Origin of the sequence: Paenarthrobacter sp. NPDC089322 (genome assembly GCF_040684895.1) — a bacterium.
Classification (GTDB): domain Bacteria; phylum Actinomycetota; class Actinomycetes; order Actinomycetales; family Micrococcaceae; genus Arthrobacter.
Genome location: NZ_JBFBGW010000015.1, coordinates 1 through 14,598 on the forward strand (window position 1 = coordinate 1; position 14,598 = coordinate 14,598).

10 protein-coding genes and 1 pseudogene are annotated in these 14,598 nt (G+C 63.5%); 3 read left to right on the forward strand and 8 right to left on the reverse strand.

The window, feature by feature from the left end; all coding sequences use genetic code 11:
- Both AB0N65_RS14545 and lipB read right to left on the reverse strand, forming a co-directional pair.
- A pseudogene (locus AB0N65_RS14545) lies at positions 1–151 on the reverse strand (lipoyl synthase); the annotation flags it as partial.
- Positions 148–816: a lipoyl(octanoyl) transferase LipB gene (gene lipB / locus AB0N65_RS14550; protein ID WP_364162806.1), complete on the reverse strand. Its 669-nt coding sequence runs from the start codon at positions 814–816 to the stop codon at positions 148–150. The pseudogene AB0N65_RS14545 and the gene lipB, both read right to left, overlap by 4 nt.
- A gap of 171 nt (positions 817–987) precedes the next feature.
- On the opposite strand from lipB, the gene AB0N65_RS14555 reads away from it, so the two are divergent.
- Positions 988–2,601 (forward strand): serine/threonine-protein kinase, encoded by a 1,614-nt coding sequence (locus AB0N65_RS14555; RefSeq protein ID WP_364163069.1) that lies wholly within the window; start codon positions 988–990, stop codon positions 2,599–2,601.
- Positions 2,602–2,621: 20 nt separating this feature from the next.
- On the opposite strand, the gene AB0N65_RS14560 is transcribed toward AB0N65_RS14555, so the two are convergent.
- Positions 2,622–3,521 carry a TIGR01777 family oxidoreductase gene (locus tag AB0N65_RS14560; protein WP_364162809.1) on the reverse strand — a complete coding sequence of 300 codons (900 nt, stop codon included), beginning with the start codon at positions 3,519–3,521 and terminating at the stop codon, positions 2,622–2,624.
- Positions 3,522–3,605: 84 nt separating this feature from the next.
- Between AB0N65_RS14560 and AB0N65_RS14565 the strand changes: the two genes are divergently transcribed.
- The gene (locus tag AB0N65_RS14565; protein WP_364162812.1) at positions 3,606–7,103 is read left to right on the forward strand and encodes a S41 family peptidase; all 3,498 of its coding nucleotides are present in this window, start codon (positions 3,606–3,608) and stop codon (positions 7,101–7,103) included.
- A gap of 103 nt (positions 7,104–7,206) precedes the next feature.
- Here AB0N65_RS14565 and AB0N65_RS14570 read toward each other — a convergent pair whose 3' ends face one another.
- The 5 genes from AB0N65_RS14570 to AB0N65_RS14590 form a co-directional block, all read right to left on the reverse strand.
- Positions 7,207–7,635 carry an OsmC family protein gene (locus AB0N65_RS14570; RefSeq protein WP_364162815.1) on the reverse strand — a complete coding sequence of 143 codons (429 nt, stop codon included), beginning with the start codon at positions 7,633–7,635 and terminating at the stop codon, positions 7,207–7,209.
- 143 nt (positions 7,636–7,778) lie between these two features.
- On the reverse strand, positions 7,779–8,132 hold the full coding sequence (locus AB0N65_RS14575) for a hypothetical protein (protein ID WP_364162818.1): 354 nt from the start codon (positions 8,130–8,132) through the stop codon (positions 7,779–7,781).
- A gap of 135 nt (positions 8,133–8,267) precedes the next feature.
- Positions 8,268–10,028: a 2-oxoglutarate dehydrogenase, E2 component, dihydrolipoamide succinyltransferase gene (gene sucB, locus AB0N65_RS14580; protein ID WP_364162821.1), complete on the reverse strand. Its 1,761-nt coding sequence runs from the start codon at positions 10,026–10,028 to the stop codon at positions 8,268–8,270.
- Between the two features lie 115 nt (positions 10,029–10,143).
- Positions 10,144–11,526: a dihydrolipoyl dehydrogenase gene (gene lpdA, locus AB0N65_RS14585; RefSeq protein WP_364162824.1), complete on the reverse strand. Its 1,383-nt coding sequence runs from the start codon at positions 11,524–11,526 to the stop codon at positions 10,144–10,146.
- A gap of 291 nt (positions 11,527–11,817) precedes the next feature.
- Positions 11,818–13,344 (reverse strand): leucyl aminopeptidase, encoded by a 1,527-nt coding sequence (locus tag AB0N65_RS14590; protein WP_364162827.1) that lies wholly within the window; start codon positions 13,342–13,344, stop codon positions 11,818–11,820.
- A 313-nt stretch (positions 13,345–13,657) separates the two neighbouring features.
- Between AB0N65_RS14590 and AB0N65_RS14595 the strand changes: the two genes are divergently transcribed.
- Complete coding sequence (locus AB0N65_RS14595; RefSeq protein WP_364162830.1) at positions 13,658–14,596, forward strand: PAC2 family protein; 939 nt, start codon at positions 13,658–13,660, stop codon at positions 14,594–14,596.
- Positions 14,597–14,598: the final 2 nt, after the last annotated feature.

Below are 14,598 nucleotides of genomic sequence, written 5' to 3' on the forward strand. Positions count from 1 at the left end.
GGCCTTCCTTCTTCACCAGGTTCTTCAACCCGACAAACTCCGGACCCATCTGAACCTTCGCCTTGATCCACTCAGGCTTACGTTCAACCGGGACTGCCGAGTTACGCTGCTCAACACGCAGCAATTTACGACCTTCAGGTGCCAGGGTCACTGGAGTGCTCCTTCTGGAGTGGAAACGAGTGCTTCTTCATGCTTGCGGAATTCTTCCACGAAGCGTTCAACGATATCGGCCGGGTTAATAGTCCGTCCGGTTTCCAGCGACATGGTGGTGACGCTGGCGTCGGTGATTCCGCACGCGATGATTTGCGCATAGGGTGCGAGGTCGTTACTGCAGTTGATGGCCACCCCGTGCATAGTGACGCCGTCCAGGACACGGATGCCGATCGCGGCGATTTTGCGGTCCGGACCTTTGTCGTCGGCAAGGATCCAAACACCCGCGCGTCCCTTCACCGTCACTGCCTTGATGCCGTAATCCGACATGACGGCGATCATGGTGGCTTCAAGCCGCTCTACATAATCGCGGATCCCGCTGCGGTTCTTGAGTTTCAGAATGGGATAAGCCACCAATTGGCCGGGGCCGTGCCACGTCAGTTTGCCGCCACGGTCCACAGGAACCACCGGTGTGCCGTCGAAGGGACGCTCATGGTCTTCCGTGAGCTTGCCCGCTGTATAGACGGCAGCGTGCTCCAGGAGCAGGACGGTGCTGTTTTTCTCGCCGGCAACAACTTTGTTGTGGATCTCGCGCTGTAGGTCCCAGCCCTGCATGTAATCAACGAAATCCGGGGCAAGACCCAACTGTGAAAACTCAAGAGTCATGGGTTCAAGCTTAGACCCAGCACGTCACTGCCCATGATTTTGTGGTGAACCTCTCAGTCGCAACCGGTATGTTGCGGTGTCGTTCGCGGGCGTCGGCTGCTGCCCTGTGGATAACTTCTGCGGGAAACGCGGTTGATGGGGTAGACCTTGGATATGGAAACTCCCGTGCCAATGCCCGTACCTCATGGCACCCTGACAGTGCCGGTACCTCACGCGCCTGGCTACGAGCTCACAAGGTTGCTCGGGCAGGGTGCTACTTCCATGGTGTGGTTGGCGACGAGGAATACGGATGGACATCGCGTGGCGGTCAAATGCCTGGGGAATGCTCCGGACAGCGGTTCGGATTCAGCAGGGATACTGAGCGCCAGGCAAGCAGCCCGGGAGGGTCGTATCCTTGCCACGCTGCAGCACGACCACCTCGTGAAGGTACACGACGTCGTCATGCTGGGCGCTGGTGGTGGCTTTGGCGTGGTCATGGACTACGCGGCTGGTGGCTCCCTTGCGAACCTCATGGGCGCGCGGGGCAGGTTGGGGATCGGTGAGACCGTCACCATTCTGACTCCTGTAGCCCAAGCCCTGGCTTACCTGCATTCGCAAGGCACTGTGCACGGAGATATCTCGCCGGGCAACGTCCTGTTTACTGCCGAGGGAAAGCCCCTTGTTGGCGACTTTGGCGTAGCCCTTGCAGTGGGTGGAGCCCATGATGGCTACAGCGCGGGGACTCCTGGATTCGTCGACCCGTCGGCTCAGGGCATGTCCCGGAGCGAAGTCCTGCAGCCCCAACGGGACGTTTATTCAGTTGCGGCGTTGGGGTGGTACTGCCTGACGGGAATGGTGCCGGAAACCGCAAAGCTTCGTCCGCCGCTTTCCCTCTTGGTGCCGGGTATTCCGAAAGGCCTCGCTGCGGCCTTGGAAGCCGGGTTGGACCCCGACATCCATGTACGCCCTACAGCCCGGGAACTGGCCAAGGCCATCTACCGCAGTGCCCCTCCGCAACCTGTGGATCTGGCCGGCTCTGTACATCCGTCTGTCATCCCGGAGTTGTTGACTCGCCGTGAGGCGGGTGGGCGCTCCCAACCAGGCTGCCGATCCTTGGGGACTGTGCTGCATCGCTGGCGGCGCTCCTTGTTGACATTGCCGCGATTGCCCCGGAAATGGCGGTTGTCCCGGAAGCGAGAGTTGACTCGGGGGCACCGGCTGCCCCGGAAGGACAAGGCGCTGGCGCTTTTGTTCTCCGCTGTGGCAGTGCTGTTGGCGGTGAGCGTAGCAGCCCTGTGGCAGGCGAACCTGGAGGATGGTTCGGCGGCCGGCGAAAGAAGAGTGGGTGTCCGGGAGGTGACGATGGTTGGCAACAAAGAGCAGCACGGGATACCGGAGGCAATGTCAGCGGCACTTCACTCCGAGGATCCCCTCGTCGCCGTCCCTGCTCTGTCGGCTGTGCGGGATCTGGCCTTGGGACACCACCGACTCGAACTGCTGGCCCTTGTGAATGCCCCCGGCTCGCCTGCCGAAGCGGCCGACTTGGTGCTCATCCGACAGCTTGAGGCGGACGGCACGCTTTTGGCGGGACTGGTGACAAACCTCAGTGCAGTCACAGTCCTGGGCGATCCGGCAGGTGGCCAGGTGGTGGTGGGCCTGACCGTGCAAACATCCAGCTACGAGGAGCGCGATGCTTCACATACTTTGCTGCGATCCAATCCTGCAGGCACTGCCCGGGAGATGCGTCTGGTCCTGGTTCGAGCGGAGGGGACGTGGAAGCTGTCCGAAATCCTGCCTCCCGCTTAACGGCCGGTCGCTACTTATGGTCAGTGCCCGGCATCATTTGCGAGCCAGGACATCGCCTCGGTAAGCCCCGGGTGCTTCCATGCAAAACCTGCATCAGCAAGCCTCGCGGGTTCCATCCGTTGGTTGGCCAGAACGAGTTCGTCAGCCAATTGACCCAGGGCCAGCCTGAGGACCGGCGCAGGAACCCTGCACAGTGCGGGGCGATGGAACGCCTTGGCCAGTCCCTGGACAATGGTGTTGACATCAGCGCTTTCCGGGGCGCAGACGTTGACCGGACCCTCGAGTTCCGAAGTGAGCAGGAAGGCGAGTGCGGCGGCCTCATCGGCGAGGGTTATCCATGGCCAATACTGGCGGCCATTCCCGAACGGTCCGCCCAGCCCCAGCTTGAGCAGGGGGAGCAGTGGCCCCAACGCGCCACCGGAGGTACTCAGCACGACGCCGGTCCGGGGCGTGAGCACCCTGACGCTTGGGGGAGCCGTCCGGGCTGTTTCCTCCCATTCGACGCACAGGGACCCCAGCACCCCCTTTCCAGGCCCGGAGTCTTCGCGGAGTATGCCTTCGCGGGACGCGCCGTAGTATCCGGATGCCGATTGGCTGAGGAAGGAAAGCCGGGGTTGTCCCAGGCGTTTCATGGCAGAAGCCAGGGTCCTTGTGGACTGGAGGCGCGAGTCCCGGAGCACCCTGATTCTGTGCTTGGTCCAAGGTCGGTCTCCGATGCCGGCGCCCGAAAGGTTGACGACGGCATCGGCGCCATCCAGGACTGCTTCGTCGAGGGATCCGGTTGCAGGATCCCACGACCATTCCCCGGCTGCCCTGGCGGGCCTCCTGACCAGTTGGACGATTTCGGCGCCTTGACGGGCCAAGTGCTCTGACAAGGCGCTCCCGATGAGTCCCGAGGCTCCCGACATGACGATTCGCATGACCCATCTCACCATGGCCCGGGCATGTGGAGAAACGCGGGCCAAAGCGCCGGACGGCGTGTACCTCTTGACTATGATCGAACAATGACCTCCTCCAGTTACCTCCGCTTCCCGCATGTACACGGCGAACTGGTCACGTTCGTGGCCGAAGACGACGTCTGGATTGCGCCCGTCTCAGGCGGTCGCGCCTGGCGGGTCTCCTCCCAGCAACTGCCGGCGAGAAACCCCAGGTTTACGCCCGACGGCAAGGGCCTCGTGTGGACGGTTGTGGTCGGGACATCGCCGGAGGTGGTGACCGCTGACGTCGACGGCGGTGGATACAGGCAGTTGAGCTACTTCGGACACAGCACTACTCGCGTGAAGGGTTTCACGCCCGCGGGAAACGTCCTGGTCACCAGCGCTTTCCAGCAGTCGGAAAGCCGCCACACGCATGCCTATAGCCTCCCGCTGGCAGGAGGCGCCGCCGTCGAACTTCCTTTTGGACCTGTTGAGGCGGTGGCCTTTGGGCCCGAGATAGGCGATGAGAAGCCTGTGGTCCTGGCGAGTGTGCTCTCACGGGAACCGGCCTGGTGGAAGCGGTACCGGGGTGGCACCGCCGGAAAATTGTGGATAGATGCTGACGGCAATGGCGAATTCGAACGACTCGTGCCGGAGATCGACGGCAACCTGACGGATCCGCTCTGGGTCAATGGACGCATTGCCTTCCTATCCGACCATGAAGGCTACGGCAACTTGTACTCCGTCCTTCCTGACGGTTCCGGCCTTCGCCGACACACCGACCACGAGGACTTCTACGTACGGCACGCGAGCACGGACGGGAACAGGGTCATCTTCGAATCCGCCGGTGAACTGTGGATCCTCCCGTCCCTGGACGCGGACGCCGAAGCCGGAAAGCTGGACATCACACTGGGTTCGGCGTCGTCCGCCCGTCGTCCGGCGCCCCTGAAGGCATCTGCCCATCTGGGTGACGTCTTCCCGAACGAATCCGGAACCGCCAGTGCCGTGGAGGCCCACGGCACTGTTCATTGGCTGCGCCACAAAGATGGGCCATCGCGGGTGGTGGAAGCGACGCCCGGAGTTCGGGCACGGCTGCCGCGGCCACTCACAGACGGCAGGATCGCCTATGTAGCCGACCACGGCGGGGTTGAAGCCCTCTACGTGAAGCGCATCGCAGGGCGTTTGTCCGGCGTGGTGGAAGTGCCGATCGTTGAGGCCGCGCCGACCGTCACCGTTGAAACCGGGGCCCTTCCCCAACCTGTCTCCGCCTCGAATATTCTTGGACATGCGTCCTCGCCCCATCCCGTGGCCAATGCCGGCCACCTCACGCAGGGCACTGACGAGGCCGCCGCTGCGAAGCCGTCCGCAGACACGGCAGGCGGGTCGGAGGAGCCGTCGGTCCCTGCCGCTGACACGGAAACGGCAGATGTCCGCATAGACTTTCCGTCTCCGACGCGAACAAGCACGTTGGAGGCGAGTCCCGACGGTCGTTGGCTGGCCATCGGGACTACTTTCGGCGACGTCTTCGTTGCAGACACCGAAGCCGGGACCCTGAAGGCTTTGGTCAGCATCGGCGAAGGCAGCATCGAACAGGTGTCGTGGTCTGCCGATTCCCAGTGGCTTGCATGGTCCGAGCCCGTGACGTCCTTCGGGTCGCGCAGCAAGCTTCGGGTAACCCGCCCCGCACAGCCTGACGCCGGCATCATCGATGTCACCGACGGACGGTTCCGCGACGAGTCGCCGCGATTCACTCCCGACGGTAAATTCCTGGCTTTCCTGTCCAACAGGAGCTTCGACCCCGTCTACGATGGGCATTCCTTCGACCTTTCCTTCCCGAGCCCTATCAAGCCGTATCTGGTGGCCTTGGCGGCGGACACGCCGTCGCCGTTCGGCCCTTCCGTGGACAGCCTCGCGGATGCTTCGGCCACCGGGACAAAGTCCGACGACGGCGCCGCTCCAGTCGTGCGGGTGGATGCGGAGGGACTGGCCCACAGGGTCATCACCGTTCCTGTCCCGCAGGGCAACTACTCTGATTTGGCTGCTGCCGATGGAGCTCTCCTGTGGCTGGACACCGAACTGTCCGGCGTGACGGGCGAGGGCAAGGGAACGTTGCAGGACAAAAAGACGGCTCCGTCCCTGGTGCGCTACGACCTCGCCAAACGGAAGCAGGCAACGCTTGTCAGCGCCGCGGACAGCTACCGGCTCTCCGGAGACCGCAAGCGGGTGGTCTTTGTCCTCGACAAGCAAGTCACGTCAGTTCCTGCAGATAACAAAGTGGACGAGGAATCGGCTGATTTGGTCAAGGTGGACCTCAACAGGATCCGCGTCGTCCTGGATCCTGTGGCCGCCTGGGGCCAAGCCTTCGACGAAGCCTGGCGCCTCCAGCGGGACTTCTTCTGGGCTTCCGATATGGCAGGACAGGACTGGGACTCCATCCATAAGCGCTACCGCCCCATCGTGGAACGGCTCGGATCGCACGACGACCTCATCGACCTGCTCTGGGAACTCCACGGCGAACTCGGAACGTCCCACGCCTATGTGCGGCCCGCCGCCGTGACGGAGCCTGGCCGCAATGGCCAAGGGCGGCTGGGTGCAGAACTGCAGTTGGGCAGCAAAGGGTGGGAAATCACCAGGATCCTTGCAGGAGAGTCATCCGATCCGCTGGCAACAGCGCCGTTGACCCGACCAGGCGCCGACGCGAAGGTGGGTGACGTCCTCCTGGCGATTGACGGCGTCGAGCTTTCCGCCGCCCTGACCCCGGCGATGCAGTTGGTGGACGCCGCGGGACGCATCGTGGAGTTGACGCTCCTCAACGGGGAGGGCCATGGCGAGGCTGCCGGTCAACAGCGACGCGTGGCAGTGGTGCCCATCCGGGACGAGGAACGGTTGCGGTACCAGGACTGGGTCAGGGCAAACCGGCGAACGGTGCGGGAGGCTTCCGAGGGCAAATTCGGCTATCTCCACATTCCCGACATGATGGCCCACGGCTGGGCACAGCTCCACCGGGACCTCGACACGGAGACCGCGCTGGATGGCTTGATCGTGGACGTACGGCGGAACAGGGGTGGCCACACCTCGCAGCTGGTTGCGGAACTCATCGGCCGGAAAGTCACAGGCTGGAGCATGCCGCGAGGGGAAAAGCCGCGGACATACCCGCATCACGCTCCCCGTGGGCCGGTCATTATCCTCGCCGACGAATTCGCCGGGTCTGACGGCGACATCATCACTCAAGTCTCCAAAATGCGGGGGATCGGACCGGTCATCGGTACGCGGACCTGGGGTGGCGTGGTGGGAATCGATAACCGCTTTGCCCTGGCCGACGGCACAGGCGTTACCCAGCCGCGCTACGCTACGTGGTTTGCCGGTGGCACGGGATGGGACGTGGAGAACCGCGGAGTTGAACCCGACATTGAGGTGATTTTCCCGCCGCACGCCTACGCCGCCGGGACAGACCCGCAGCTCGAGTACGGTATCGGCGCCCTGAAGGAAATGATCCAGGAACTGCCCACCGACCGTCCACCGTTGCGTGAGGGTTATCGCAAGGTGCGGCCCGCACCACTGCCTTCCCGGCCACAGCAGGGCTGAACCAGGGCCGGCACAACGACAGGCAGCAAAACCAAGGCCCCGCCGCTCCCTTATAGGGGGAGTGGCGGGGCCTTGGCGTTGACCCGCAGCGGGCCGTTTTGAACTAGGCGGCGAGCGTCGCGTCCAAGGTGATGTCGATGCTGGCCAGCGCGCCGGAAACGGGGCATCCGGTCTTCGCTTCCTCGGAGATGCGGCGGAAGTCCTCTTCGGAAATACCCGGGATCCTGGCGGTCATCGTAAGGTGGCTGCCGGTGATGCCCGTGCCAGGGACGAACGTGACATCGGCCTTGGTCTCAACCTCTTCGGGCGTGAAGCCGGCCTGTGCCAGAGCGTGGCTGAAGGCCATGGAGAAGCAAGCGGAGTGTGCGGCCGCGATGAGTTCCTCAGGGCTGGTTTTGCCACCGGCCTGCTCGGTGCGGGCCTTCCACGTGACGTCGAACGTGCCCAGGCCTGAGCTGTCCAGTGTGGTGTTGCCGGAACCCTCCATCAGGTTGCCGTTCCAAACCGTGTGTGCGGTACGTGTTGCTGCCATGTCCACTCCTTGGGGTCGTCTCGTGTCGGCAACCAGCCAGTGCCGGTGCCACCGGATCAATCCTATGGATTCGTCGTCCGGACTGCACAGTCATTCCGCTGTTGGTGGATTGTGACCCCTGGACTGGCGGCTCGGCGCTGCGGTCAGTTCCAGATGGTGGCGATGGCGATGTTGATCAGGGCGAGTCCACCGACGCCGTGGGCAAGCCCCGTGGAAACCGGCTCACCCTTCTTGACCTTGCGTGATCCGATGACTGCGAGGACCGCGACCGCCACGCCGATGGCGAACTTGATACCGAGCTTGAAGTAGTTGGCCTCGGCGTCCGGCATCATCGGGATGACGCCCATCATGGCGATTCCCGTCAGGAGTTGCAGGAAAGCACCGTCCCGCTGGCGGGGGTGCACGGTGGGCTCTTTGATGGTTGCGATCCAGTAGCCAACGATCATGGCGGCGCCGACGATGTGCAGGAACACCAAAATGCTGAAGAGAATACTCATGGCCCCAGCTTATCCAAGCGGTTCTACGTCCTGTAGCAAAGCCACGCTATGGGACGAAAAGCAGAGGGGCAGGTTCCCGGGTTTCCCCGGAGACCTGCCCCGCGAGAGCTAAGCCGCTGTGAGCGAACCGTCGGGCTAAAGGCCCAGGTCTGCTTCGAAGGCACCTTCCTCAAGGCGTGCCTTGAGGGTCTGCAGGAAGCGACCGGCGTCGGCACCGTCAACCAAACGGTGATCGTAGGTCAGCGACAGGTACATCATCGAGCGGATGGCGATGGAGTCGTCGCCGTTTTCGTCCGAGACCACCACGGCACGCTTGACAATTGCACCAGTGCCGAGGATGCCCACCTGCGGCTGGTTGATGATCGGCGTGTCGAACAGCGCACCAACAGAACCGATGTTGGTGATGCTGAACGTGCCGCCGGACAATTCGTCCGGGCCGATCTTGCCGTCGCGGGTACGGCCTGCGACATCGGCGATCTTGCCGGCGAGCCCGGCGAGATTCAGGTTGCCGGCGTCGGAGATGACCGGAACGAGGAGACCCTTGTCCGTGTCGACTGCAATCGCGAGGTGTTCAGCGTTGTGGTACGTGATTTCCTGCTTGGACTCGTCGTACGCGGCGTTCAGCTTGGGGTGCTGCTTGAGGGCTTCAGCGACGGCCTTTGCGATGAACGGCAGGAACGTCAGCTTGACACCGTTCTGGGCCTGGAAGGAGTTCTTGGCCTTCAACCGAAGCTTGGCGATCTTGGTCATGTCGACCTCGTGCACCTGAGTCAGCTGGGTGGAAACTTCCAGCGATTCACGCATACGGCGGGCGATGACCTGGCGAATGCGCGGCGCCTTCTCCGTGGTGCCCCGCAAGGAGGATGCAACAACGGGAGCAGCTGCCTTCGGGGCCTGGGCTGCGGCAGGAGCTGCTGCAGCGGGGGCTGCGGCTTGCTTGGCCTCGGCTGCGGCAAGGACGTCCTGCTTACGGATACGTCCACCGACGCCAGTGCCGGAAACAGAAGAGATGTCCACGCCGTGCTGGTTGGCGAGCTTGCGGACCAAGGGGGTGACGTACCCGGTTTCGGAGGAACCTGCGGCTTCGGCCGACGCTGCCGGCGCCGGCGCTTCAGCCGGGGCGGGTGCAGCAGCGGGGGCAGCGGGTGCCTCAGGCGCAGGAGCCGGTGCGGCGGCAGGAGCGGCCGGTGCTTCTGCAGCCGGAGCAGGAGCTGCCGGAGCCGCGGCCGGGGCAGCAGGTGCGGGTGCGGAAGCGGGTGCGGCTGCGCCGGATCCGATGATCGCGAGGACTGAGCCGACCTCCGCGGTTTCGTCCTCGTTGACGCGGATTTCCTGCAGGGTGCCGGCAACAGGTGAGGGGATCTCAGTGTCGACCTTGTCAGTGGAAACCTCTAGAAGCGGTTCGTCGACCTCCACGGTGTCGCCAACAGCCTTGAGCCAGCGCGTGACGGTGCCTTCGGTGACGCTCTCACCCAGTGCGGGGAGCGTTACTTCGTGGCCTTCGCCACCGGAAGCCGCGGGTGCCTCGGCAGCAGGAGCCTGCTCTGCCGCGGGCGCGGCGGGAGCTTCTGCGGCGGGTGCGGACTGTTCTGCGGGAGCTTCGGCAGCGGCCGGTGCTTCCTCAGCGGGAGCTTCAGCGGCAGGCGCTGCAGAGCCGGAGCCGTCCCCAATGCGGACGAGGGGCGCGCCGACCTCTGCCGTCTCGTCTTCTGCGACGAGGATTTCTTCGATGACGCCAGCGACCGGAGAAGGGATTTCGGTGTCTACTTTGTCGGTTGAAACCTCGAGCAACGGCTCGTCGATCTCCACCCGGTCACCAACCTGCTTGAGCCAGCGGGTGACGGTTCCTTCGGTGACACTCTCACCGAGGGCGGGCAAGTTAACGGATTCAGACATGTCGTCCCCGTTCTCCTTATTGATCTTTGTGCGGATGAATTCTGCTGGAACGGGCCGGGTGCGCCAGGTAGTTTCTGCGCTGCACGCACCCGACCCGCTTGTCTTGGGTAAAGACTTAGCCGTGGAGTGGCTTGCCCGCGAGGGCGAGGTGGGCTTCGCCCAGGCTTTCGTTCTGGGTGGGGTGGGCATGGACCAGCTGGGCCACATCCTCCGGGTACGCTTCCCAGTTGACGATCAGCTGTGCTTCACCGATCTGCTCGCCCATGCGGGAGCCGATCATGTGGATGCCAACAACGGGGCCGTCCTTCTGGCGAACAAGCTTGACGATGCCGCCCGTGCCAAGGATCGAGCTCTTTCCATTGCCCGCGAGGTTGTACTCCTGCGTCTGCACCTGGTCGTCGCCGAACTTCTCCTTGGCGGCCTTTTCGGTGTAGCCAACAGTCGCGATTTCAGGCTCGCAGTAGGTGACCTTGGGGATGTTGATGTCTTCGACAATGGCAGGGTTCAGGCCGGCGATTTCCTCGGCCACGAAAATGCCCTGCTGGTAGCCGCGGTGTGCGAGCTGCACGCCGGGAACGATGTCGCCGACCGCGTAGATGTTGCCGACGCCGGTGTGGAGGCGTTCGTTGGTGATGACGAATCCGCGGTCGATGGTGAGGCCGGCTTCCTCGTAGCCCAGGTTGGCGGTGACAGGGCCACGTCCAACGGCGACAAGCAGAAGGTCGGCTTCGAACGTCTGGCCGTCCACCAAGGTGACCTTGACGCCGTCGTCGTTCTGTTCAACCCCCTGGAAGAAGATGCCCGTGCTGAACTTGATCCCGCGCTTCTTGAAGGCACGCTCGAGGTTCTTGACGATCGACGCGTCTTCGTTGGGAACAAGGGAAGGCAGGCCCTCGATGATGGTCACGTCGACGCCGAAGGACTTCCAAACGGACGCGAACTCGACGCCGATGACACCGCCGCCCAGAACGATCGCACTCTTGGGGATGTAGTCCATGGTCAGGGCCTGGTCCGAGGTGATGACCTTGCCGCCGATTTCCAGGCCGGGGAGGGAGCGCGAGTAGGAACCGGTGGCCAGGACGATGTTCTTGCCCGTGTAAGCGGTGCCGTTCACGACGATGGTGTTGTTGCCCTGGAGCTTGCCTTCACCTTCGATGACGGTGATGCCCTTGGACTTGATGAGTCCCTGCAGGCCCTTGAACTTGCCGGCGATGATGCCGTCCTTGTAAGCGTTCACAGCAGACATGTCGATGCTGTCAAGCGTGACGTTCACGCCGTACTTGGCGGAATCGCGTGCATGGTCGGCCAGTTCGGCCGAGTGCAGGAGTGCCTTGGTGGGGATACAGCCGTTGTGCAGGCAGGTTCCGCCGAGCTTTGCCTTTTCCACAAGGCCAACGGAGAACCCCAGCTGCACCGCCCGCAAAGCCGTGGCGTAGCCGCCGCTGCCGCCACCGAGTACCAGGATGTCGAATTCTTGCGCAGTTGCCTGATCGGCCACTTAAACGCTCCCTCGCGTGAATGATGACACGGGACTACGTGTCATCGGGTCTTTGGAACTTGTTCTGCCGTGATTATGCCAGCACGTAAGTTCTCTTGCATTTGTGACTATCGAGTTCACCTTAGCGAACCACCTACCCATGCTCCACCCTCTGCGGGCGTTTGTGGAGCGCTTGTGTCGAGACTCACGTTCACTTGTGACACAGCGCTACAAGCCGCATAATTCCGGGGAAGTGCAGGCTTTGCGAACCGGTTCGCGGGGCCTGCGCAACCCCGGAAGGAGCGTTGGGCATCAGGACGCGGAGGACGTCAACAGATCCTCGGCGTAGGCCACCAGCGTACGGACGGTGCAGCCGGTGCCCTGCTTGGGCGTGTAACCGTACGGGCTGCCGTTGTTGAACGACGGACCGGCAATGTCCACGTGGGCCCACGGGATTTGCCGGCCGTCGCCGTTTTGGCCCACGAACTCGCGCAGGAACACAGCCGCGGTCATCATGCCTCCGTTGCGTTCTCCGATGTTGGCCAGGTCTGCCACCTGCGAGTCGAGGCTCGGGCGCAGTTCCTCCGGCAGCGGCATGGGCCAGACGAGCTCGCCTGCCCGGTCTGCGGCGGCCTTCAAGGCGGCAGTAACGGAGTCGGAACCCATGACTCCGGCGGTGCGAAGGCCGAGGGCGATCAGTTGGGCTCCCGTGAGCGTGGCGACGTCGATGATGGCGTCCGGCTTCTCCAGGCTGGCCGCGACGAGGCCGTCGGCCATGACGAGCCGGCCTTCGGCGTCGGTGTTCAAAACCTCCACGGTCTTGCCGCCATAGACGGTCAGGACGTCCGCGGGCCGTTGGGCGGCACCCGAGGGCATGTTCTCGGCAATGCAGAGCCAGGCGGTCGCCTTGATGGGCAGGCCCAGCGAGGCGATGGCCAGGACCGTATTAAGAACGACGGCGGCGCCCGCCATGTCGCTCTTCATGTCACCCATGCCAAGGGCCGGCTTGATGGAGATGCCGCCGGTATCGAAGGTAATGCCCTTGCCAACGAGCGCAATCTTCCGGGTGGCCTTCGCGGGGGCGTACTCGACCTTGACAAGGCGCGGCTGGCGGGTCGAGCCCTTGCCGACACCGAGGATTCCGCCGAACCCTTCCTTCTCCAGTCGCTTCTCATCCCACACGGTCACCTTGACCGGCAGTCCCTTCGAGAGTTCCTTCGCCGACTCGGCAAAGGACTCCGGGTACAAGTGGCTGGGCGGCTGGTTGACGAGCGTGCGGGTCGCGTTGACGGCACGTGCCAGTACGGTGGCGCGGTCCAGTGCCGGCTGGGCAGCCTTCGCATCGACGTCGGTGAACACCAGCGCCTTGGCAACGGGTGCCTTCAATCCGTCTTTGCTTGAACGGTGCTCGGTGTACGAGTAAGCGCCCAGGGCGGCGCCTTCTGCGACCGCGGCTACATCGGTGACCGACGCCGTCGGGAAGGCCAATGTCACTGACGAGAGTCCCGCCAGTTGGCGAACTGCCGACCCTGCTGCGCGGCGCAGTGCCTCATCGGTGAGGTTGCTGCCGGTGGGAAGCTTGCCAACGCCCGCCAGGACCAGGACTTCCGAACCCGTTTCCGGCAACCCCGGAAGCCGGTGCACCTGATCCGCAGCGCCGGTGATCCCCAGGAGTTTCAGGGAGCCGGCAACCGACTCTGCAGCTTTGGCGCTTAGTGGATTGGAGAGCAGCACGGGCCCGTCCGCCCCTTGCGCAACTCCGATCACGAGTGCGTCGCTGGGAGACTTTTTCAGGTCTTTGGCGATGACGCCCAGAATAATGTCAGTAGTCTTGACCACGAGGATGTTTCCTCACTTCTCTCTGCATTGCTGGCGGGGCCGCATGTTCGGCGGCCTGCCCCGGTACGCGCCCGACGTCCTCTTGCGACGGCGGCCTTGGTCTACAGGGTCGCCGGGGCGACCCGTTTCGATCGTAGTCTCTTCCCGGCTGCGGACGGCAATTAAATGAGAGCTGCGGCACATCGGTGGGCAGGAATGCGCGCCGGACGTGCGGCGTTGTACCTATACACATAGTCCCCATCCAACCTTGCGCCCTTCGTCTGCGCGGCTGGATGGGATCCTGCGACCCTTGCCACTGTGAAAGGAACATGCCGTGTTTGAACGGATATCCGGCTCCCTCCTGGACCCCGAGGCGCTCTACGCGAGCAACATCGAAACCTTCCACGATCCCGAACTGCGCGGGCTGAACATGCTCATGGGATTCACCGGTTTCGCGGATGCCGGTCACGTGGTCCGGCAGATCAACGCCGAGCTCCTGGACCAGCTCGACGCCGAGGTCGTGGCAATGTTCGACGCCGACCAACTCATCGACTACCGTTCGCGGCGGCCGCACATCAGCTTCGTCGAAGACCACCTGCAGGACTACCACGCACCGAAGCTGGCCCTCTACAAGTTGAAGGACGGACTCGGGCAGCCGTTCCTGCTGCTTGCCGGCTTCGAACCCGACCTCCAGTGGGAGCGGTTCTCAAGGGCCGTCGTCGGGATCGTTGAGAAGCTGGACGTCAACTTGGTGACATGGATCCATTCCATACCCATGCCGGTGCCCCACACGCGTCCCGTGGGGGTGACCGTCCACGGCAACCGGCCCGAACTCATCGAGGGTATCTCCAGCTGGAAGCCCACGGTGGACGTTCCCGCCGCGATTGGCCACATCCTGGAACTGCGGCTGACGGAAGCCGGGCGCAACGTGGCAGGTTACGTCATCCACGTTCCGCACTATCTGTCCGAGGCAGAGTACCCGTCCGCTGCTGTTGCAGGGCTGGAGTACCTGGGCGCAGCTACATCCCTCATGCTGCCCACTGACCGGCTTCGTGAAGCAGGTCGGGAGGTCGGCCGCCAAATTGCGGAACAAATCGAAGCTTCGGAGGAAGTGCAGGCTGTTGTGGCGAACCTCGAGGCGCGCTACGACGAGAAATCCGAAGGCATGGTCCGGCGTTCGCTGCTCGCCTACGAGAATGACGAACTGCCCGACGCTGAGGACATCGGGGCGGCCGTGGAGGCTTACCTTGCCCGCAAGGACTCGCCTCAGTGACG

Excerpts from the sequence above, each read along its gene's own strand:
- lipB (WP_364162806.1), bottom strand. The coding sequence starts at position 816 with ATGACTCTTGAGTTTTCACAGTTGGGTCTTGCCCCGGATTTCGTTGAT.
- AB0N65_RS14555 (WP_364163069.1), top strand. The coding sequence starts at position 988 with ATGCCCGTACCTCATGGCACCCTGACAGTGCCGGTACCTCACGCGCCT.
- AB0N65_RS14560 (WP_364162809.1), bottom strand. The coding sequence starts at position 3,521 with ATGCGAATCGTCATGTCGGGAGCCTCGGGACTCATCGGGAGCGCCTTG.
- AB0N65_RS14565 (WP_364162812.1), top strand. The coding sequence starts at position 3,606 with ATGACCTCCTCCAGTTACCTCCGCTTCCCGCATGTACACGGCGAACTG.
- AB0N65_RS14570 (WP_364162815.1), bottom strand. The coding sequence starts at position 7,635 with ATGGCAGCAACACGTACCGCACACACGGTTTGGAACGGCAACCTGATG.
- AB0N65_RS14575 (WP_364162818.1), bottom strand. The coding sequence starts at position 8,132 with ATGAGTATTCTCTTCAGCATTTTGGTGTTCCTGCACATCGTCGGCGCC.
- sucB (WP_364162821.1), bottom strand. The coding sequence starts at position 10,028 with ATGTCTGAATCCGTTAACTTGCCCGCCCTCGGTGAGAGTGTCACCGAA.